The organism is Acidithiobacillus sp. AMEEHan (genome assembly GCF_030996345.1).
Taxonomy (GTDB): domain Bacteria; phylum Pseudomonadota; class Gammaproteobacteria; order Acidithiobacillales; family Acidithiobacillaceae; genus Igneacidithiobacillus.
On sequence record NZ_CP118747.1, the window covers coordinates 1,081,925 to 1,102,480 of the forward strand.

Sequence of the window (20,556 nt, forward strand, 5' to 3'; positions counted from 1 at the left end):
ATGGCAAATTTTCAGCTAGAGATGACATGGCGATGCGTTGGCAGTGGATATTCTCCGGCCTCTTTTTGCTGAGTGGCGCTGCGCAGGCGGGGATCGGCGTGGTCTTTGACGATCCTTTCTCCACCGACAGTGGCTTGCCGCAGCACCCGGGACAGACCTGGAAAGGGGTGGCGCAGCAGCTCCCGGCCCTGCCGACATCGCCGACGTGGCCAGCGGCGCTGGCGGCCAAAACCTGGACGCTCCCGGAACTCACGGCCTGGGCTCTGGCCCACAATCCGCAAACCGCCTCTGCCTGGGAAGCGCTGCGCGCCCAGGCGGCCGCCCTAGGGGTGGCGGAGAGTGCCTGGCTGCCGACGGTCACTTTTAGCACCAGTGCCGCGCGTCGCCAGGCTGTATCCACCGCCGGTTTCAGCGTGCCGGCCCGCAATAGCACCATGCCCAGTCTGAGTCTGAGCTATACCCTATGGGATTTCGGTCTGCGGGCGGCCAAGACCGATGCTGCCCGCGCACAGGAGTGGGTAGCGGGGTATACGCAAAATCAGACCTTGCAGACGGTGATCTTCGATGTCACTCAGGCCTACTATCAACTGCTGGGTGGTCAAGCTTTGCTCGCGGCAGACGCCAAGACGGTGGCGGAAAATCAAAAAGCCCTGGAGGCTGCCGAGGTATTGCATCAGGCGGGACAGGCCACCATTGGCGATCTCTATCAGGCGCGCGCATCCCTGGCGACCGCCCAGTCGACTTATGCGGCGCAGGAGCAGACCGTGCGCAGTGCGGAGGGTAGCTTAGCCAGTAGTCTGGGTCTCCCTCCCGACAGTGTCATTCAAATCAGCCCTCTCAGCCCGGATAGTCCGCCGCCCAGCGCTCTAAGCGCCGGCGTCGAGGCCTTGATGCACGCAGCGGAAACGGCAAACCCCGCTCTGCAGCAGGCGCGTGCCCAGGTGGCAGTCGCCCGGGCCAACGTGCGCTCGGCCCAGGCGCAAGGGTTGCCTAGCCTTGGAGTGACCGGTTCCTACGGCTATCAATTTCAGGGAGGGTTTCAGCCGGGCGACACCTGGAGTGTGGGCCTGACCCTGACTGTCCCGCTCTTTACTGGCTTCAACAACCATTATGCCGTGCGCGAAGCCGAGGCCACCGCGCGGCAGGATGCAGATACCCTGGCGGCAACACGCAACAGCACCATGGCCAGTATCTGGCAGGACTACCATGGCTTTCAGGGCGATCTGGCAGCATATCCGGGTGCGTCCAGCAGCCTTGCCAACGCCCGCAAGGCCCTCGAAGTGGTCCTGGCGCAATACAAGGTAGGGCAGGCGACCATCCAGGATGTGCTGCAGGCCGAATCCACCCTGGCCCAGTCCCGCTATACCCTCATCGCCAATCTCGTCAATAGCTATGTGGCGCTGGCGCAGTTGAGTCAGGCCGTGGGCATGCCCGTAGGAGCAACACAACCGTGAAAGCACATCGCTGGGGCGCCGCCGCCCTGATCCTGTTCTTGCCAGTTATCCTGACCGGCTGCCAAAAGGCCGAGCGGGGCGGGCCGCCGCCGGTGCAGGTGACGCTGGTCCGGCCCAAGCTGCAGGACATGGTCCATTACGAGAGTTTTCTGGGCACGGTAACGCCCCTGCAGATGGTGACCATCATTCCGCAGACCTCGGGCCAGCTTGCCAGCCTGTCCTTTACGCAGGGAGGGATGGTGCAGCGGGGCCAGACGCTCTTCACCATCAATCCCGCCCAGGCGGCTGCCACCTTGGCGCAGGCGCGGGCCAATCTCGCCGCGGCGCAGGCCACTGCGCGCTATGACCAAACCCTGGTAGAGCAGGATAGACCGTTGGTGGAAAAGGATTTCATCACCAAGCAAAGCTATGCGCAGGCGGTATCCCAGGCGCAAGCGAGTCGAGCACAGGTGGCCGCCGATGTGGCGGCTGTGCAGCAGGCCGCGATCACCCTGGGGTATACGCGCATCACCGCGCCCATCACTGGACGCATCGGTATGGCATTGGTCAAGCCGGGCAATCTGGTGGTGGCGAATCAGACGCAACTGGCCACCATCAACCAGATCAGCCCCATTGGCATCAATTTTCAGATTCCGCAGAGTTTGCTGGGGGCGGCACGCCAGGCCAAGGATCAGGCCTGGAAGCTGCTCATCCAGGATGAAAAGCAAGGCAAGACCCTGGCTGCCGCTACGCTCCAGGTTATCGACAACAGCGTAGCCGCGACCTCAGCGACCTTGAGTGTGCAGGCGCAGGCGGACAATGCCAGTGCGGTGCTCTGGCCCGGGGAGTACGTGGAGGTCCGTCTGCCCGTGCAACGGGTCGCGCAGGCCATGACCCTGCCGGTGGCGGCCGTGCAGCAGGGCAGCAGTGGGAACTTCGTCTACCAGGCACCCAAGGGCATAGTCGAGGCAACACCGGTGCAGGTACTTTGGGAGGATGGCCAGACCGCCGTGATTTCTGGTCTGCCAGCGAGTGCCCGGGTCATCGATCCAGTGCCGGCCCGGGTCTATGCCGGGGTTCACGTTTTGCTGCCTGGGCAAAAGGCTGCAGCGGTTACGGGTCATGGTCATCATGCCTGGGGTGGTAGATGAACATTTCGGCGCTGTTCATCCGCCGCCGGGTGATGACCATCATCCTTAGTCTTGCCTTGGTCATCTACGGCATCTTCGCTTTTCAGAGCCTGCCCGTGGCCCTGCTGCCCAGTGTGGATTTTCCCACGGTGCTGGTCTCCGCCAGTCTGCCCGGTGCCAGTCCACAGACCATGGCGAGCAGTGTGGCAACGCCGCTGGAGAAGCAGTTTTCCAGTATTCCGGGCTTGTCCTCCATGAGCTCGACCAGCAGCCTTGGGTCGACGCGTATCATCCTGCAATTCGATCTCAGCCAGAATATCGACGTCGCTACCCAGAATGTGGAGAACGCCGTCACCCAGGCACAGCATCTTCTTCCTCCGGGTATGCCCAGCCTGCCCTTTGTGAAGCAGATGAATCCGTCGGCTGCACCCATCGAGTTTATTGCATTGACCGCGCCGGATATGCCGATCTACAAGCTCAACGCGTACGCGGTCGACAAGGTGGTGCCGGCAATTTCCGGGATTCCCGGCGTGGCGCAGGTGGAGATTTTTGGCGAGCAGAATTATGCCGTGCGCATCCACGCCAATCCCTTTTCTCTGCAGGCCCACGGCTTGTCGCTGCAGGCCTTGAGTTCGGCGATTACCAGCCACAACGTCAATCTGCCCCAGGGCACCCTGCTCGGTACGGCGCGCAATTATGCCGTCAATGTGCATGGCCAGTTGCATGATGCCGAGGCCTTCAGCCAGATGCCCGTGCAGCAGAACGGCGGTGCGGTGGTGCCCCTGGCCGATGTAGCCACCGTTGTAAATGGTGTCGACAATGACCAGATCGCCAGTTGGCTGGGTGGCCAGCGGGCCCTGATCCTGGCTGTGGTGCGGCAGCCTAATGCCGACACGGTTGCCATCTCCGACGCCATCCAGAAGCGCCTGCCCAGTTTTACTTCCGGCTTACCCGGTGGCGCAAAGTTGCAAATCATCTACGACAAGGCCGACTATATCCGCGCCGCCGTGCAGGAGGTGGAGTACACCCTGCTTCTGGCATCGCTCCTGGTGACGGGGGTGCTGTGGCTCTTTTTGCGCCGCGGCAGTCCTACTCTGATCGGTGCCCTGGCAATTCCTACCTCCATCTTCGGCACTTTTGCTGTCATCTCGTACCTGGGTTATTCCCTGAACACCCTGACCCTGCTGGCCCTGACGTTGTCCGTCGGCTTTGTGGTGGATGATGCGGTCGTGATGTTGGAGAACATCGCCCGCCACGAGGAGCAAGGGGAAGAGCCGGAGCAGGCGGCCTACGCCGGCAGTTCCGAGATCGGCTTCACGGTATTGTCGATGACGATTTCCCTGGCGGTGGTGTTTTTACCGTTCCTCGTCATGGGTGGCATCATCGGCCGCCTGTTCCGGGAATTTGGTGTCACCATCGCGGTAGTGATTCTGCTGTCCGGGCTGGTTTCGCTGACCCTCACCCCCATGCTTTGTGCCCGCTATCTGCAGGTCAAACACGCTGCGCCATCGGGCTTCGAACGCTGGTTTGTGCGACTGCGTGCCTGGTACGGGCGCAGCCTGCGGGCGAGTCTGGAGCATCGTGGCTGGATTTATCTGGGCGCGGGTTTGAGTCTGCTGGCCATGATCGGCCTTTTCTTTCTGCTTCCCAAAGGGTTCATTCCTCGAGAAGACAGTGGGATGATCATGGGCAACCTGCAATATCCACAAGGCATTTCCTTCAGCCAACTGGAGGCCGAGCAGGAGCAGGTAGCGGCAGCGGTCGGAAAGAATCCCGCCGTCGAATCGGTCATGTCCAGTGCCGGCCAGGGGGCGGGCGCCTTCGGCTCGTCCAATACCGGGCGTCTCATCATTCGCCTCAGGCCCTTGGGCCAGCGCGCCAGTGGGGATACGGTGATTGCCCAGTTGCGGCGCACGGCACAGCGCTTTCCGGGGGTAGAGGCCAGTTTCCTGCTGCCCCCCGCAATCCAGATGGGTCCCGTCTCTTCCCAGTCCAACTACCAGTATACCTTGCAGAGCGAAGATCAGGATGCGCTCGATGTGGCCGTCCCCAAACTGGTGGCAGCCCTGCGTAAGGTTCCTGGCTTAGAGGCCGTCAACAGCGATTTGCAGGTAGCCAATCCGCAAATCGACGTGCATGTGCTGCATCGCCGGGCCCAGGCCCTGGGGGTGACGCCGCAAGCCATCGAACAGGCGCTAAATTTTGCCTTTGGTGGAACCCAGGTCGGGACGATCTATGCCTCTACCAACCAGTATGAGGTCATCCTTGATCTGGCGCGACGTTTTCAGCAGAACATCGGCGCTCTGGGGGCGATCAGCTTGCCGGGGACCGCTGGTCTGGTGCCGCTCTCGGCGGTGGCGAACTTCGGCTACGGTGTCGGCCCCCTGAGCATCAGCCACTATGATGGTATCCCCAGCGTGACGGTCTCTTTCAATCTGGCGCAGGGAACCTCGATTGGGCAGGCGACGCAGGCAGTACAGAAGGTGGCCGCCGAGGTTCTGCCGACGGGAGTGGAGGGCAGTTTCAGTGGCTCGGCACAGGCCTTCCAGCAGTCCAGTTCGTCCCTGCCACTGTTGTTGCTGGCCACCATTGCTTTGATCTACGCCATCCTCGCCATCCTCTATGAGGACTTCATTCATCCGCTCACCATCCTGACGGCACTGCCACTGGCGGGCTTTGGCGCGCTGCTGGCGCTGTGGATTTTTCACCAGGAACTCGATCTGTTCAGCTTCGTGGGGATCATCATGCTGGTGGGGCTGGTGAAGAAAAATGGGATCATCATGGTGGATTTTGCCATCCATCGGCGCCGGGAAGGGGCTTCGGCGGTGGAGGCCATGGTCGATGCCTGTGTCACCCGCTTCCGCCCGATCATGATGACCAATCTGGCGGCAGTGCTGGGTATCCTGCCGATCGCCATCGGCATTGGTGCCGGCGCAGAATCGCGAGTGCCGCTGGGAGTGGCAGTGGCGGGTGGTATTATCGTCTCCCAGTTCCTCACCCTGTTTGTGACGCCGGCCTTCTATGTCTTCTTCGAGGGACTGAAGGAGCGATTTTCGCGGCGTTTCGCGCGACATCGCAGTTCTTCGGCGGTGAAGGACGCAAGCGCATAAAAACTATGCTATAAAGGCGGCGCTAACGAAAGGATGAGGAACTTTCATGCGCAAATTACAAGTACCGCTATTTCTTCTTGCTACAGGCCTGCTGGGGGCCTGCGCACAAATCCCGGCACCCGTGCCCAACCACGCAGCGTTGGCGCAGTCGCGTGCATCGCAGGCCGATCAGGCAGCACGGTTGGCCGAGGAGAGGCTCGCGGCGGTAACGGCGCAGCGTAGGGCTGCCGAGAAGCAATTTTGTTCCTCTTGGCAACGTTCCCTCGATCTTGTCCGCCGTGATGCCATTGGCTGTGTCCATGCAACGTCGGAACAGCAAGGAGCCTGTTGGGATGCTGTCGCCAACTGGGCGGGAGCGAAAGGCGAGTATTATGCCGCTCTGCAACGCCTGTTCGTCGGGCATGCCTATGCCGAGCCGGCGCAGGCGGCGGGAAACTTCTTTCAACAAACCCAGGTCTGGGCACAAAATTGCCGTAGCAACATTCAAGGTTGTCTGCAGGAGGCCAGCCAATCGTCGATGCAGGCGCAAAAGGCCGTGGTCAACCGCTTTTGTGCAGCACGATCCGGCGCCCACGGCTAGGGCAGTGGAGAAGTTCTTTGTCGTTGTTTTCCCTCTGCTATCTTGCTACTGTCAGGTTGCATTGAAAAAGATTCCAAGGGAGGAAACATGCGTCAGTTTTTCAAGGATTTCAAAATCTTCTTGCAGCGCGGCAATGTCATCGATCTTGCCGTGGCCTTTGTCGTCGGCAGTGCGTTTTCGGCGATTGTCACTTCGCTAGTAAAAAACATCGTGATGCCGCCCATCGGGCTCGTGCTGGGAAAAGTAGACTTCAGCAACCTCTTTCTCGTGCTCCACGAGGGCAAGACGCCGGGACCGTACCTCACGCTGGCGGCTGCCGAGAAAGCCGGTGCGGTGACCTGGAACTATGGCCTGTTCATCATGTCCATCATCAGCTTCCTGATCATCGCTTTCGTGATTTTCCTCTTGGTTCATACCATCAATCGCCTCTATCCGAAACCGGCTGCACCAGTCACGACCAAGGATTGCCCCTTTTGTGCAACTGCCATACCCCTGACTGCCAGCCGTTGCCCCAACTGCACCTCGCAGTTGAGCTCCTGAGGAGGTCTCTAGCTCGTGTCTTTCTTGGCATGGATCGTCGCTGCCATCGGCAGCGGCGCCCTGCTGGGCGCGCTGGCGCTTTGGCTTTGGTGGCGGGGCGAGAAGCGGCTCTATCAGTCTAAGCTCAGTGAGGCAGAGCAACGCCTTGCCGAACAGCGGGAAATCCAGTTGCAGGCGGAAGATACGCTACGACAGACGCGCGAAGAAATCCGAACGCTTTCCATTCAGCTACAGGAAAGCCGGATTGCCTTGGCTTCGGCTGAGGCGAGCGTCGTGCAGCTGCAGCCGCTGCGCGAGGAACAGGCGCGGCTGCAGCAGGAGCTCAACCGGCAAAACGGGCGCCTGGCTGAACTACAGGAACGTCTGCTACAAGAACGTCAGCACGCCGAGGAAAAACAGCAGTTACTCAGCCAGGCCGAGGAGCGTCTGCGCGAGTCTTTTGCGGCCCTTTCCGGCGCCGCCCTGCGCCGCAACAATGAAGACTTCCTGCGCTTGGCGCAAGAGAACCTTGCCCGCTTCCAAGAGCAAGCCCGACAGGATTGGGAGGGGCGACAAACTGCCTTCAGCCAGTTCGTCACCCCGCTCCGTGAGTCTTTGGGAAAAATGAATGAGCGCCTGGATGGGCTCGAGCAGGTACGCGCCGCCGCCTACAGTGCTCTGAGCGAGCAGTTGCGTGGCCTAGTGCAAGATCATCTGCCGCGTTTACACCGCGAAACGGCGGCGTTGGTCAAGGCGCTGCGTCAACCTGCTGCGCGCGGCCGATGGGGCGAGCTGCAACTGCGGCGAGTGGTGGAAATGGCCGGGATGCTCGATCACTGTGATTTTGTTGAACAGGCCAGCATGCAGACCGAGCAGGGACAGCAACGTCCGGACTTATTGGTCCATTTGCCGGGGGCAAAGAGATCGTGGTCGATGCCAAGGCGCCTCTCAATGGCTATTTGCAGGCCGTCGAGGCAGAGTCCGAGGAGGAACGCCAGCAGTTTCTGCGCAAGCACGCGAATGAGCTGCGTACCCATCTCCAACAATTGGGACGAAAATCGTATTGGGAGGAATTATCGAGCCCGGAGTTCGTGGTGCTTTTCCTGCCGGGGGAAGATTTCTTCAGTGCGGCTTTGCAGGTGGACCCAGCGCTCATCGAATATGGGGTGGAACAGAAGGTCTTGGTTGCCACGCCGACGACCTTGATCGCCCTGCTGCGGGCGGCCGCCTATGGCTGGCGGCAGGAGACGGTGGCGGCCAATGCCCAGGCCATCAGTGCCTTGGGCCGTGAGCTGCATGATCGTTTGCTCACCATGGCAGATCATTGGGGGAAGGTGGGGAAGCAATTGCAAAGTGCGGTACAGTCCTACAACAGGGCCACCGCTTCGCTGGAAACCCGGGTACTGGTTTCGGCGCGAAGATTTCCGGACCTGGGCGCCACGGGGGGCGAGCGGGAGATCCCGCCGCCGGAACCCATAGACTCGCAGGTGCGTGAATTGCAGCTACGCGAGCTGCAAACGCGGGATAGTGAGCCGATCGGTTCTATGCGCGATGAGTCGCCTGCGCCAGGGCCAGAGGAAGACTGAAGGTTACCTTTTCTTCGACGCCAGGTAGCTCCTGCGGTTGCTGCGCGCCCCAGGAGGCCAGCGTGTTGATGATCTCCTGCACCAAGGATTCGGGCGCCGAGGCCCCGGCACTGATACCAATGCTCGGGTTACCGGTAAACCACTCCCGCCGCAGCTGGCTGGCATCTTCGATCAGATGGGTGGCGGTGCCGAGGCGTTGTCCCAGTTCGGCAAGGCGACTGGAGTTGGAACTGTTCGGTGCCCCGACGACCAGCAAGATATCGACCTCGGGTACGAGTTTTTTCACTGCATCCTGACGGTTCTGGGTGGCATAGCAGATGTCATCCTTCTTTGGACCCTGAATCGCGGGGAAGCGCTCCCGCAATGCCTGGATCACTTCCGCGGTGTCATCCATGCTCAAGGTGGTCTGGGTGATGTACGCCAAACGCTCGGGATTGCGTGGCTGCAGACGCTGTACATCGGCCACGCCGGAAACCAGGTACATCATGCCAGATTCGACCTGACCCATGGTGCCTTCCACCTCCGGGTGACCAGCGTGGCCGATCAATACCATCTCCATGCCCTCCCGACTGTATTTCTTGACCTCCATGTGCACTTTGGTCACCAGTGGGCAGGTGGCATCGAAGACGGTCAAGCCGCGCTCTTCGGCCCGTTGCCGCACGGCCAGGGGGACGCCGTGGGCACTGAAGATGACCGTTGCGCCGTCCGGGATCTCGTCGAGCTCTTCGACGAAAATTGCCCCCCGATTGCGCAGGTCGTCCACTACGTGACGGTTGTGCACCACCTCGTGACGCACGTAGATCGGGGCGCCGAAGAGCTCCAATGCCCGTTCGACGATTTGGATGGCACGATTGACGCCGGCACAAAAACCACGCGGATTGGCTAAGAGGATATCCATCGAGTTCGGCTCCAGACAATTTTCTGCATGGTCCAGCGCCAGGGCCACGCTGTCAACCGAGATCGCCCCAGCGCGCCTGCAAAATCGCCAGGGCGGCGATGGGAGCGGTTTCGGCACGCAAGATTCGTGGCCCGCAGCGCCGCAACAGAAACCCTCGATCTCTGGCTGCCTGGAGTTCCTCTGGTGCCAGGCCGCCCTCCGGACCCGTCAATAGCTCTACCTCGGTCGCATGTGGCCCAGACATTGAGTTCAGACCCTCCTGCGCGGTGCTATCAAGAACCAAGCAGGTGGGTGCATGAGACTGTTGCAGATAGTCAGCCAGGGACAGTGCCGGGGCGAGGGCAGGCAGGCGGGTGGCCTGACTTTGTTCGGCTGCAGCGATGAGGATCTCCTGCCAACGCTTCCGTCTTTTTTCCCCTTGCGTCTCCACCAGAGGAACCTGGCAATATCGGCTGTGTAGCGGCTGGATCCGCGCCACGCCGAGTTCGGTAGCCTTCTGCAACAGCCAGTCCCAGCGCTCGCCACGCAACACGGGCACCGCCAGAGTTACTGCCAGGGGGCTGGCGGTGTCGCGCAAGATGCCTTCCTCCACCGCCAGGAGCGCGGCTTTCCCTGCGACGCCGGTCAGGGTGGCGCGGTATTCATGCCCATCGCCAGTAAACAGTGTGAGTTCCTGCCCGCGACGGGCACGCAGCACGCGCAGCAGGTGATGGCTGGGCGCTTCGGCCAGCGCAAATTCGCCCGCCCGGGGCGTGATGTCGCTGTAAAGATGGATACGAGGCATAGACCTATTGTGGGCGATCTGTCCGTTCCCGCAAAGATCGGGATGACCGGCGCGGCACACTGCTCTATCCTTGCCGCATGAAAGACTTGCTGAGAATCGACGGGGACTGGATCGGGCAACAGCTGCGACGCTGTGCCGAGAGCATCATCTTGCCCGGCTATCAACGGGTGGCCAGTTCGCGCAAGCCGGATGGCAGTATCGTCACCAGCGCCGACATCGACAGCCAGAACTTCCTGCAGGAAGCCCTGCTCCGTCGTTACTCCGAAATCCCTCTGCTGGGGGAAGAGATGAGTCAGGTGGAACAGGCCGAGCTGCTGCGCAGCGCAGAACTTCTCTGGTGTCTCGATCCCCTGGATGGGACCAGCAATTTTGCCGCTGGTGTGCCGGTATTTGGCATCAGTCTGGCGCTTCTGGACGCCGCTGGGCCCTTACAGGCCTGGATTTACGATCCCATGCGCGAAACCCTGTTTACGGCACGGCGCGGCGGCGGGGCCTACGTGAATGGCACGCCTCTCCACACGCGCCAGGCCCCGAATCTGCGTGCCACGGTTGGCGTGGTGGACTACAAACGCCTGACGCGGGAGCTGGCGCTGCGCTTGCTGACGCAACAGCCGTTCCATAGCCAGCGCAATTTTGGCAGCTGCGTGCTGGAGTGGAGCTGGCTGGCGGCAGGCTACTATCACTTCTACCTGCACGGAGCACAGCAGCTCTGGGACCGCGCCGCGGGTTCCCTGATTTTGCAGGAGGCGGGCGGCCAAATGAGTACCCTCGACGGCGCGGCCCTGCCATTGCGGGGCTTGCAGAAGACTTCCGTGCTGGCCACCCTGGACCCGCAGTTACACGCCGCCTGGCGAGAATACCTTGCCAAGATCGACACGGAATCGATCTTTCATCCTCCTGTGGAGTAGGTGGCGCTGGGTGGGTTCCCATGGAAATGCGCAAACTCCAGCGGTACACCGTCAACCCCCGCTGCAGTGGCGTGTTGGTCCGGCCTCCCGCGCCTGCACATCACCCGCGAGGAGATACTCGCCTTATGAGGCGGCTGCTGCGCGATCTGTCCGGAGCGGACCTTAGTAAACGGTTGGAGCGGTTGGGCTAACAGGGTCACCGGACAAGGTGGCAGTCCCCTGCGGCTGACCAGCATTGCGCAGGACGAGCGGCATTGAACCGCCCGGCGGTTCCGCTCTCGAGTTCCCAAATAGTCCCGCTTGATTTATCCTTGAACCTATTTCTATCGCCACCTGAAGGACGTCCCCTATGGCCACCATCCGCAACCTGGCTCTGAGCCTCCTCCCTGTTACCGAAACGGCAGCGCGCGCTGCCAGCAGCTGGATTGGTCGGGGCGAAAAGGAGCAGGGGGACGGTGCGGCGGTCGACGCCATGCGGGCGGCTCTGGCGCAAGTGCCCATGCGCGGTACGGTGGTCATCGGAGAAGGCGAGAAAGATGAAGCCCCGATGCTCTACAATGGTGAGACCGTTGGCTGCGGTACGGGTCCCGAAGTTGATATCGCCGTCGATCCGGTAGAGGGAACCACATTCATGTCTTACGGCATGCCCGGCTCCATCTGTGTGCTGGCTGCCGCTCCCAAGGGCAGCATGTTCCGCCCTGGCCCGGCCTTCTACATGGACAAGCTGGTGGTTCCGGCGCCGGCGCGCGGCAAGATCGACCCGGCGGCCCCCATGAAGGACAAGTTGCATGCGCTGGCCAAGGCGCTCGGCAAGGATGTCAAGGAGCTACGCATCTTCTTGCTGAAAAAGCCGCGTCATGATGGCATGATCAAGGAAATTCAAGCGGCTGGCGCCACGGTGCGCCTGCAGACGGATGGTGACGTGAGTGGTGGGATCATGGCTGCCCTGGGCACCAAGGTGGATGCGATGATGGGCATTGGCGGCACCCCTGAGGGCGTGATCACCGCCTGCGCCGCGCGTGCCATGGGAGCCGACATGTTTGGCGCGTTGGCGCCGCAGAAGCCTGGTGAGGCAGAAGCCATCGCCGAGGCCGGGCTCAAGGTCGGCGCATGGATTGGCCGCGATGAGCTGGTGGCCAGTGATGACGTTCTCTTTGTTGCTACCGGGCTGACCAGCGGTGATATTCTGGATGGTGTATCCCGCTCACATTTCTTCGTCGAGAGCGAAAGTCTGGTGATTTCCGGTCACGACGGCATTCTGCGCCGGGTGCGTACCCACCAGCGGGCCGACGACTGATTTTTTGAAACTAGCTGCGGCGCCCGGCCTCATGCCGGTCGCCTCTCTGAGGAGCCTATATGACCGTATCTCGTACCGAACTCGCCAATGCCATCCGCATCCTTGCCATCGACGCCGTGCAGAAGGCCAACAGTGGCCATCCGGGTATGCCCATGGGTATGGCCGACATTGCCGAAGTGCTGTGGAACGATTTTCTCGTTCATAATCCCGCCAATCCGCATTGGGCGGGGCGTGATCGCTTCCTGCTGTCCAACGGTCACGGTTCGATGTTGCAGTACGCTCTGCTGCACCTGAGCGGCTACGACCTCTCTCTGGACGACATCAAGGCCTTCCGTCAGTGGCACAGCAAGACCCCGGGCCACCCCGAATATCGCGATACCCCTGGCGTCGAGACCACGACCGGCCCTCTTGGACAGGGTTTGGCTAATGGTGTCGGTATGGCCCTGGCAGAGAATCTGCTGGCCAAGCAGTTCAATCGTCCCGGTCATGAGATCGTCGATAACTACACCTATGTCTTCCTGGGTGATGGCTGCCTCATGGAAGGGGTCTCTCACGAGGCCTGCTCCCTCGCCGGAGTGTGGGGCCTGCACAAGCTCATCTGTTTTTACGACGACAACAATATCTCCATTGATGGCCACGTCGATAACTGGTTTGCCGACGATACCCCGGCGCGTTTCGAGGCCTATGGCTGGCATGTGATCCGCAATATCAATGGCCATGATCCCGAGGCGGTCAAGAAGGCCATCATCGCGGCACGGGCACAGAGCAGCAAGCCAGTGCTCATCTGCTGCAAGACGGTGATTGGCGAAGGCTCACCCAACAAGGCCGGCACCCACGATGTCCACGGCGCCGCCTTGGGTGTCGAGGAAGTCGCCGCCACCCGCAAGCACCTGGGTTGGCCTTCCAACGAGCCCTTCTTTGTGCCCCAAGAGATCTATCAGGGTTGGGACGCCCGTGCCAAGGGCAAGGCCGCGGAAGCGAACTGGCAGGAGAAGTTTGCTGCCTACAAGACGGCTTTCCCCAAGGAGGCGGCGGAATTCGAGCGCCGGCTGCAGGGCAAACCGAGTGCAGAGTTTGACGCAGCCATTGCCAAGGTCATTGCCGATTTCCGTGCCGAAGCGCCGAAGATCGCCACCCGCGTCGCCTCCGGCAAGACCATTCAGGGCATCGCCGCGGCAATGCCGGAATTCCTGGGCGGTTCTGCCGACTTGAGCCCTTCCAATAACACCCGTTGGAAAGAGGCGGCAGATCTCGGTAAAGATAAGGTGGACGGCAATTACATTCACTACGGCGTGCGCGAGTTCGGCATGTCGGCGATCATGAATGGCGTGACCCTCTATGGTGGCTTCCTCCCCTTTGGTGGCACCTTCCTGATCTTCTCGGATTACAGCCGTAACGCCATCCGCATGTCGGCCCTCATGGGGCTGCGCGTCGTCTATGTCATGACCCACGATTCCATTGGTCTCGGCGAAGACGGGCCGACCCACCAGCCCATCGAGCAGGTCAACAGCCTGCGTTTGATCCCTAACCTGCATGTTTGGCGCCCTGCTGATGCGGTGGAAACCGCCATTGCCTGGGAGTCTTCGGTCAAGCAGGAACGCACGCCAAGCCTCCTCGCCCTCAGCCGCCAGAATCTGCCCGCCCTGCCGCACAGCGACGCCAGTATCGAAGGCGCGCGCCGCGGGGCTTACGTAGTCAAGGCGGCGGCAGGCAAGGAAGATGGCATCCTTATGGCGAGCGGCTCCGAGGTCGAACTTGCCCTGGCTGCGCAGGCGGAGCTGGCCAATGCCGGCGTGCACGTGCGGGTGGTATCCATGCCCTGTTTGGAAATTTTTGATGCCCAGGACGCCGCCTACCGCGAGAGTGTACTGCCCGCGGCCCTGAGCAAGCGCTTGGCGGTGGAAGCTGGCAGCACCGGGCTCTGGTACAAATATGTCGGGCTGCAGGGTGGGGTGGTCGGCATCGATCACTTCGGCGCGTCTGCCCCCGCACCAGTGCTCTTCGAGAAGTTCGGCTTCACCGTTGCGCATGTGGTCGAGCGCTTTCGGGCACTCTAAGAATTCATCAGAAACTTTGAGGAGTTAGGGAATGACAATTCGTGTCGGTATCAATGGCTTTGGACGTATCGGACGCATGGCTTTCCGCGCCATCGCCAAGGAAGCGGAGTTCAAGGATCTCGAGGTGGTCGCCATCAACGACCTGTTGGAGCCCGGTTATTTGGCGTACATGCTGCAGTACGATTCGGTCCACGGTCGTTTTCCCGGTGAAGTGAAGGTCGAGGGCAGTCATCTCCTCATCAACGGCAAGAGCGTGCGCCTCACCGCCGAGCGTGACCCCGCCAACCTCAAGTGGAACGAAGTACAGGTGGATCTGGTGATCGAATCGACGGGTTTCTTCCTCACCGCAGAGACTTGCCAGAAGCACATCGACGCCGGTGCCAAGAAGGTCGTGCAGTCCGCGCCCTCCAAGGACGACACCCCGATGTTCGTTTACGGCGTCAATCATGGCAAGTATGCCGGCGAAAAGATCGTTTCCGCGGCTTCTTGCACCACCAACTGTCTGGCCCCGGTGGCCAAGGTGCTGCATGACCAGTTCGGCATCAAGCGCGGTCTGATGAGCACCATCCATGCCGCCACTGCCACCCAGAAGACCGTCGATGGCCCCTCGGCTAAGGATTGGCGCGGTGGCCGCGGCATTCTCGAAAACATCATTCCTTCCAGCACTGGCGCGGCCAAGGCGGTGGGCAAGGTGATTCCCGAGCTCAACAAAAAGTTGACGGGTATGTCCTTCCGCGTGCCCACTTCCGATGTCTCCGTCGTCGATCTGACCGCCGAGTTGAACAAGGAAACCAGCTACGAGGAAATCTGCCAGGCGATGAAGGCGGCCAGCGAAGGTCCCCTCAAGGGTGTGCTCGCCTACACCGAGGATGCCGTGGTCTCCACCGATTTTCGCGGTTTTTCGGCACCGTCGATTTTTGATGTCAAGGCGGGAATCCAGCTCGATCCGACCTTCGTCAAGGTAGTCTCCTGGTACGACAATGAGTATGGCTACACCTGCAACATGCTGCGCTTCGTTAAGCATGTAGCGAGCCACTGAGGGTCTCGTCATGCACATTTTGACCTTTGCCGAAGTCTGTCAGCGCGGTGAGGCACGGGGGAATCGCGTCTTTATCCGTGCCGATCTCAATGTTCCCCTCAACGATCAAGGCCAGATCACCGAGGATACCCGGGTCCGGGCCTCGGTTCCGGCAGTGCAGATGGCCCTGGATGCCGGCGCAGCGGTGATGATCACCTCGCATTTGGGGCGCCCCACGGAGGGTGAGTTCAAACCCGAGGACTCCTTGGCTCCAGTGGCCAAGCGGTTGGCAGAGCTGCTCGGTAAGCCCGTACGCCTGCAGCAGAATTGGGTAGATGGCGGCTTCGAGCTGCATCCTGGCGAAGTGGTGATGCTGGAAAACTGCCGCCTCAACAAAGGCGAGAAGAAGAATGACGATGCCTTGGCACAAAAGTACGCCAAGCTCTGCGATATCTTCGTGCATGACGCCTTTGGCACTGCCCATCGCGCCGAAGCCAGCACTTACGGAATCGCCAAGTACGCGCCCATTGCTTGTGCCGGCCCGTTGCTCGCGGCCGAGATCGATGCCATCCAGAGGGCCCTGGCCAACCCCAAACGCCCGCTGATCGCCATTGTCGCAGGCTCCAAAGTTTCCACTAAATTGACCATCCTGCAGGCCCTGGCCGACAAGGTGGACGGACTCATCGTCGGTGGTGGTATCGCTAACACCTTCTTGTTGGCTGCCGGTCATGCCATCGGCAAGAGTCTAGCGGAGCCCGATTTGATCGAAGAGGCACGCAAGGTCATTGACAAGATGAAGGCCCGCGGTGCGGAAGTCCCGATTCCTGTTGATGTCGTGGTGGCCGATCGCTTTGCCGCCGATGCCAAAGCCACGGTCAAGACTGTTGATCAGGTTGGCCCCGAGGATATGATTCTCGATATCGGCCCGAAGACGGCGCAACAGCTTGCCGACAAGCTCAAGGCTGCCGGTACCATCGTTTGGAATGGACCGGTCGGGGTCTTTGAGTTCGATGCTTTTGCCAACGGTACCAAGACCTTGGCCATGGCCATCGCTGCAAGTCCGGCCTTCTCCATTGCTGGTGGTGGCGATACCCTGGCGGCAATTGCCAAATATGATATTGCTGACAAGGTAGGATATATCTCTACGGGTGGTGGGGCCTTCCTCGAGGTGCTCGAGGGTAAGACCCTGCCGGCTTTTGAGATTCTAGAGGCTCGTGCCCGGGGGTAGGCCCATATGATTCGCCGCACCAAGATTGTTGCGACGCTAGGACCGGCGAGCAGCTCCGCCGAGGTCATCGACCGATTGATCGAGGCAGGCCTGGATGTTGTGCGCCTCAATTTCTCCCACGGAACGGCCGAGGGCCACCTGCGCACGGCGGAACTGGTGCGGGAACGTGCACGGGCGCATGGCCGCGCCATCGGCGTCCTTGCCGACCTGCAAGGACCGAAGATCCGCATCGGCAAATTTGCCGAGGGTAAGATCCAGTTGCGGGAGGGAGACCCCTTCATCCTTGATATCCACTGCGAACTGGGTGACCAGACGCGGGTGGGGGTGACCTATCCGCAACTCATCAAGGATGTGGAACGGGGCGCGACCTTACTGCTCAATGACGGCATGATCGTGCTCTGGGTGGACAAGGTGCAGGGCAACGAGATCCATACCCGCGTGGTGCAGGGTGGCGAGTTGTCCAACAACAAGGGGATCAACCGGGCGGGCGGAGGACTGACCGCGCCCGCGCTGACCGACAAGGATCGGCAGGACATCGTTACTGCGGCGCAGTTGGAAGCGGATTATCTTGCGGTCTCCTTTCCGCGCAGTGGTGCAGACATGGACGAGGCGCGGCGGCTGTTTCGTGAAGCCGGTGGTCATGGGGCCTTGGTGGCCAAGATCGAGCGTGCTGAGGCGGTAGAGGCCATCGAGGATATCCTGAAGGCTTCTGAGGCGGTGATGGTTGCCCGCGGTGATCTGGGCGTCGAAATCGGTGATGCTGCCGTGCCACCGGTACAAAAGCGTATCATCGCTATGGCGCATCGCTACCATCGTCTTACCATTACCGCGACGCAGATGATGGAGTCGATGATCCATCAGCCGATTCCGACGCGAGCAGAGGTCTCCGATGTTGCCAATGCCGTGCTCGACGGCACCGACGCCGTCATGCTCTCCGCCGAGACGGCCTCCGGCCAGTATCCGGTGGAGGCCGTCGCGGCCATGGCGCGGACCTGTCTCGAAGTCGAGCGGCAGATGCCCTGTGATGTCGATGAACCGTTCTTCGATCGGACCTTGGAGCGGGTGGATGAAACCATTGCCGCTGCCGCCATCCTCGCCACCCAGCGTGCGCCGATTGCCGCTATTGCCGCCTTTACCGAGAGTGGTTCGACGGCACTGTGGCTGTCGCGAGCGGATTCCCGGGTGCCGATCTACGCTCTCACTCCGCAAGTCTATACGCGGCGTAAGGTCACCCTGTATCGTGGGGTACACCCGGTCAATTTCCCGCAGAGTCGTCACGACGATCCCTTGCAGGTGATGCGCTCGGCAGAAGACGAACTGCGCCGCCGCGGTGTCGTGCGGGATGGCGACTTAATCCTAATCACCATCGGAGAGCCGATTGGTGCGCCGGGGGGTACGAATACCCTGAAGCTGGTGCGTGTGGGCGCGGCCAGCCGGATTTGAACCGTAACTGTTTTTTCTACTGCTAGTGAGGTAACAGCGATGGCAATGGTATCTATGCGGCAACTGCTCGATCACGCCGCCGAGCACGGATATGGAATTCCCGCCTTTAACGTCAACAACTTGGAGCAGGTGCGGGCGATCATGGAGGCCGCGGCCGCCGTCGACGCTCCGGTCATTCTGCAGGCCTCGGCTGGTGCCCGCAAGTACGCCGGTGAGCCTTTTCTTCGTCACCTGATTCTGGCAGCGGTGGAGGAGTATCCAGACATCCCCGTGGTACTGCATCAGGATCATGGCGCCAGCCCCGCCGTCTGCATCCAGGCCATCCGTTCTGGCTTCACCAGCGTGATGATGGACGGTTCCCTGCTGGAAGATGCCAAAACTCCGGCCAGCTATGACTACAATGTCGCAGTGACCGCCAAGGTGGTCGAGATGGCGCACGCCGTGGGTGTGACTGTCGAGGGCGAACTGGGTTGTCTGGGCTCGCTCGAAACCGGCATGGCTGGTGAAGAGGATGGTGTCGGTGCCGAGGGCTGCCTGAGCCACGACCAGCTCCTTACCGATCCGGAAGAGGCCGCGCAGTTCGTCAAGGCGACCAAGCTCGACGCCCTGGCCATCGCCATTGGTACCAGCCACGGCGCCTACAAGTTCACCCAGCCGCCGACCGGCAAGATCCTGCGCATCGACCGCGTCAAGGAGATCCACGAGCGCATCCCCGACACTCACCTGGTCATGCATGGTTCCAGCTCCGTGCCCCAGGATTGGCTCAAAATCATCCACGAATTCGGTGGTGACATCGGCGAGACCTATGGTGTGCCGGTGGAAGAAATTCAGGAAGGCATCAAGCATGGTGTGCGCAAGGTCAACATCGACACCGATCTGCGCCTGGCAGCCACCGGTGCGGTGCGGCAGAGCCTGTACAAGAACCCCAAGAACTTCGATCCGCGCAAGTTCTTGCAGGCTTCCCTCGACGCCATGCGCGACATCTGCAAGGCGCGCTACGAGGCCTTTGGTTCTGCCGGTCAGGCCAGCAAGATCAAGGCGATCCCCATGGATACCATGGTCAAGAAGTACAAGGCCGGTGATCTCGATCCGCGGGTCAAGGGCGCCTAAGCCTTTTCGCCCCTCTGCCACCCGCGGGTGGCATGCTGTGCTGGGGCGCCTCCGGGCGCTCCAGCCGTTTTGCAAGGAGCCATGTTATGCCTCAGTACAAGATTTCTCCCTCCATACTGTCGGCCGACTTCGCCCGTCTGGGTGAGGAAGTGCGCGCGGTGGACGAGGCCGGCGCCGATTACATCCACGTCGATGTGATGGATAACCACTTCGTTCCCAACCTCACCATCGGCCCGCTGGTGGCGGCGGCGATCAAGCCGCATACCCAGAAGCCGCTGGATGTGCACCTGATGATCAGCCCGGTGGATGCCATCATCCCCGAATTTGCCAAGGCCGGTGCCGACATCATCACCGTGCATCCGGAAGGTACCATCCATCTCGATCGCACCATCCAGCTCATCCATAGCGTTGGGTGCAAGGCCGGTGTCTCGTTGAACCCGGCGACGCCCCTGGAAGTGCTCGATTACGTCCTCGAAAGCATCGATCTGGTGCTAGTGATGAGTGTCAACCCGGGTTTTGGCGGGCAGAGCTTCATCGATTACAGCCTGCGCAAGATCGAAGCCATCCGCAAACGGATCGACGCGACCGGCAAGGCCATCGAGCTGGAAGTGGATGGTGGCGTGAAGGTGAGCAACGTGCGTCAAGTGGCCGATGCCGGAGCCGATGTCTTTGTCGCTGGCAGTGCCATCTATAATACCCCGGATTACAAGGCTACCATCGCCGCCTTCCGGGCTGCCCTGGCAGGCTGAGTTCTCTAGATGCGCCAGGCAAGCTTCGCCGCAGATATCGTGCTGATCGATCTCGATGGCACCCTCATCGACACCGCCCCGGACCTTGCCGGGGCAGCCAACCATGTCCTGCAAACCTTGGGGCGGGAGCCGGCACCCATGCCCGTCATCCGTGGCTTCATTGGCAATGGCGTGCGGGAGCTGATGCGTCGCGCCCTGGCCATCCAGGCGGAGCCCAGTGAGGCCGAGCTCGACGCCGCCATGCCGGAGTTTTCTGCGTATTACGGCGCGCATCTGACCACCCATAGTGCTGCTTACGCGGGGGTCGAGGAGGCGTTACAGGAGCTGCAGGGGCAGGGGCGTAAACTGGTCTGCATCACCAACAAGGCGGAGCAGTTTACGTTGCCGTTGCTGGAGCGTCTGGGACTGCGCGGCTATTTCGATCTGGTTTTGTCGGGCGACAGTCTGCCGCGCAAAAAGCCGGATCCCTTGCCGCTCCTGCATGCGGCAGAGCATTTTGGTGTAGGCCCAAAAAGCGGCCTGCTGGTCGGTGACTCGATCAACGACGCCCAGGCTGCGCGAGCCGCCGGGATGCCGGTGGTGGCGGTCAGTTATGGCTACCGCGGCGATATGCCTCTGGCAGACTTGGCAGCCGATGCCGTTATCGATACACTGCCGCAACTGCTGCCTTTATTGCGGTAGCTACGGTTTGGGATTTCGGGTGATA

General features: G+C 61.1%; 16 protein-coding genes and 1 pseudogene. 15 read left to right on the forward strand and 2 right to left on the reverse strand.

Translation table 11 applies throughout. The annotated features are described in order from the left end of the window. Nucleotides 1-26: 26 nt before the first annotated feature. The 6 genes and pseudogenes from ORD17_RS05535 (at nt 27) to ORD17_RS05560 (ending at nt 8,358) form a co-directional block, all read left to right on the forward strand. A complete protein-coding gene (locus ORD17_RS05535) occupies nt 27-1,454 on the forward strand; it encodes a TolC family protein (RefSeq protein WP_308389866.1) in 1,428 nt (475 codons plus the stop codon). Next, nucleotides 1,451-2,584 (forward strand): efflux RND transporter periplasmic adaptor subunit, encoded by a 1,134-nt coding sequence (locus tag ORD17_RS05540; protein ID WP_308389867.1) that lies wholly within the window; start codon nt 1,451-1,453, stop codon nt 2,582-2,584. The genes ORD17_RS05535 and ORD17_RS05540 overlap by 4 nt, the downstream gene beginning before the upstream one ends. Beyond that, nucleotides 2,581-5,673, forward strand: a complete 3,093-nt coding sequence (locus ORD17_RS05545; RefSeq protein WP_308389868.1) for an efflux RND transporter permease subunit — start codon at nt 2,581-2,583, stop codon at nt 5,671-5,673. The genes ORD17_RS05540 and ORD17_RS05545 overlap by 4 nt, the downstream gene beginning before the upstream one ends. A gap of 46 nt (nt 5,674-5,719) precedes the next feature. After that, entirely contained in the window at nt 5,720-6,253 is a 534-nt protein-coding gene (locus ORD17_RS05550; RefSeq protein ID WP_308389869.1) for a hypothetical protein, read from the forward strand. 87 nt (nt 6,254-6,340) lie between these two features. Beyond that, nucleotides 6,341-6,793 carry a large conductance mechanosensitive channel protein MscL gene (mscL, locus tag ORD17_RS05555; protein ID WP_308389870.1) on the forward strand — a complete coding sequence of 151 codons (453 nt, stop codon included), beginning with the start codon at nt 6,341-6,343 and terminating at the stop codon, nt 6,791-6,793. 603 nt (nt 6,794-7,396) lie between these two features. After that, nucleotides 7,397-8,358 (forward strand): annotated as a pseudogene (locus ORD17_RS05560) (DNA recombination protein RmuC). Here ORD17_RS05560 and ispH read toward each other — a convergent pair. Together ispH and ORD17_RS05570 are read right to left on the reverse strand one after the other, a co-directional pair. Further along, nucleotides 8,315-9,256, reverse strand: a complete 942-nt coding sequence (ispH, locus tag ORD17_RS05565) for a 4-hydroxy-3-methylbut-2-enyl diphosphate reductase (RefSeq protein ID WP_308389871.1) — start codon at nt 9,254-9,256, stop codon at nt 8,315-8,317. The pseudogene ORD17_RS05560 and the gene ispH overlap by 44 nt on opposite strands. 52 nt (nt 9,257-9,308) lie before the next feature. Beyond that, nucleotides 9,309-10,040, reverse strand: coding sequence for a 16S rRNA (uracil(1498)-N(3))-methyltransferase (locus tag ORD17_RS05570; protein ID WP_308389872.1), 732 nt, complete (start codon nt 10,038-10,040; stop codon nt 9,309-9,311). 77 nt (nt 10,041-10,117) lie between these two features. Here ORD17_RS05570 and ORD17_RS05575 point away from each other — a divergent pair, with 77 nt between their 5' ends. The 9 genes from ORD17_RS05575 (at nt 10,118) to ORD17_RS05615 (ending at nt 20,531) form a co-directional block, all read left to right on the forward strand. Next, on the forward strand, nt 10,118-10,948 hold the full coding sequence (locus ORD17_RS05575) for an inositol monophosphatase family protein (RefSeq protein ID WP_308389873.1): 831 nt from the start codon (nt 10,118-10,120) through the stop codon (nt 10,946-10,948). Nucleotides 10,949-11,297: 349 nt separating this feature from the next. Continuing rightward, on the forward strand, nt 11,298-12,245 hold the full coding sequence (gene glpX / locus ORD17_RS05580) for a class II fructose-bisphosphatase (protein ID WP_308389874.1): 948 nt from the start codon (nt 11,298-11,300) through the stop codon (nt 12,243-12,245). Nucleotides 12,246-12,304: 59 nt separating this feature from the next. Then, nucleotides 12,305-14,302, forward strand: coding sequence for a transketolase (gene tkt, locus ORD17_RS05585; RefSeq protein ID WP_308389875.1), 1,998 nt, complete (start codon nt 12,305-12,307; stop codon nt 14,300-14,302). Nucleotides 14,303-14,333: 31 nt separating this feature from the next. Further along, entirely contained in the window at nt 14,334-15,341 is a 1,008-nt protein-coding gene (gene gap / locus ORD17_RS05590) for a type I glyceraldehyde-3-phosphate dehydrogenase (RefSeq protein ID WP_308389876.1), read from the forward strand. Nucleotides 15,342-15,351: 10 nt separating this feature from the next. Further along, nucleotides 15,352-16,548 (forward strand): phosphoglycerate kinase, encoded by a 1,197-nt coding sequence (locus ORD17_RS05595; protein WP_308389877.1) that lies wholly within the window; start codon nt 15,352-15,354, stop codon nt 16,546-16,548. 6 nt (nt 16,549-16,554) lie between these two features. Beyond that, a complete protein-coding gene (pyk, locus tag ORD17_RS05600) occupies nt 16,555-17,991 on the forward strand; it encodes a pyruvate kinase (protein WP_308389878.1) in 1,437 nt (478 codons plus the stop codon). Nucleotides 17,992-18,030: 39 nt separating this feature from the next. Then, a complete protein-coding gene (fba, locus tag ORD17_RS05605; RefSeq protein ID WP_308389879.1) occupies nt 18,031-19,101 on the forward strand; it encodes a class II fructose-bisphosphate aldolase in 1,071 nt (356 codons plus the stop codon). Between the two features lie 86 nt (nt 19,102-19,187). Continuing rightward, a complete protein-coding gene (rpe, locus tag ORD17_RS05610; RefSeq protein WP_215871386.1) occupies nt 19,188-19,850 on the forward strand; it encodes a ribulose-phosphate 3-epimerase in 663 nt (220 codons plus the stop codon). Between the two features lie 9 nt (nt 19,851-19,859). Next, complete coding sequence (locus ORD17_RS05615) at nt 19,860-20,531, forward strand: phosphoglycolate phosphatase (RefSeq protein WP_308389880.1); 672 nt, start codon at nt 19,860-19,862, stop codon at nt 20,529-20,531. Nucleotides 20,532-20,556: the final 25 nt, after the last annotated feature.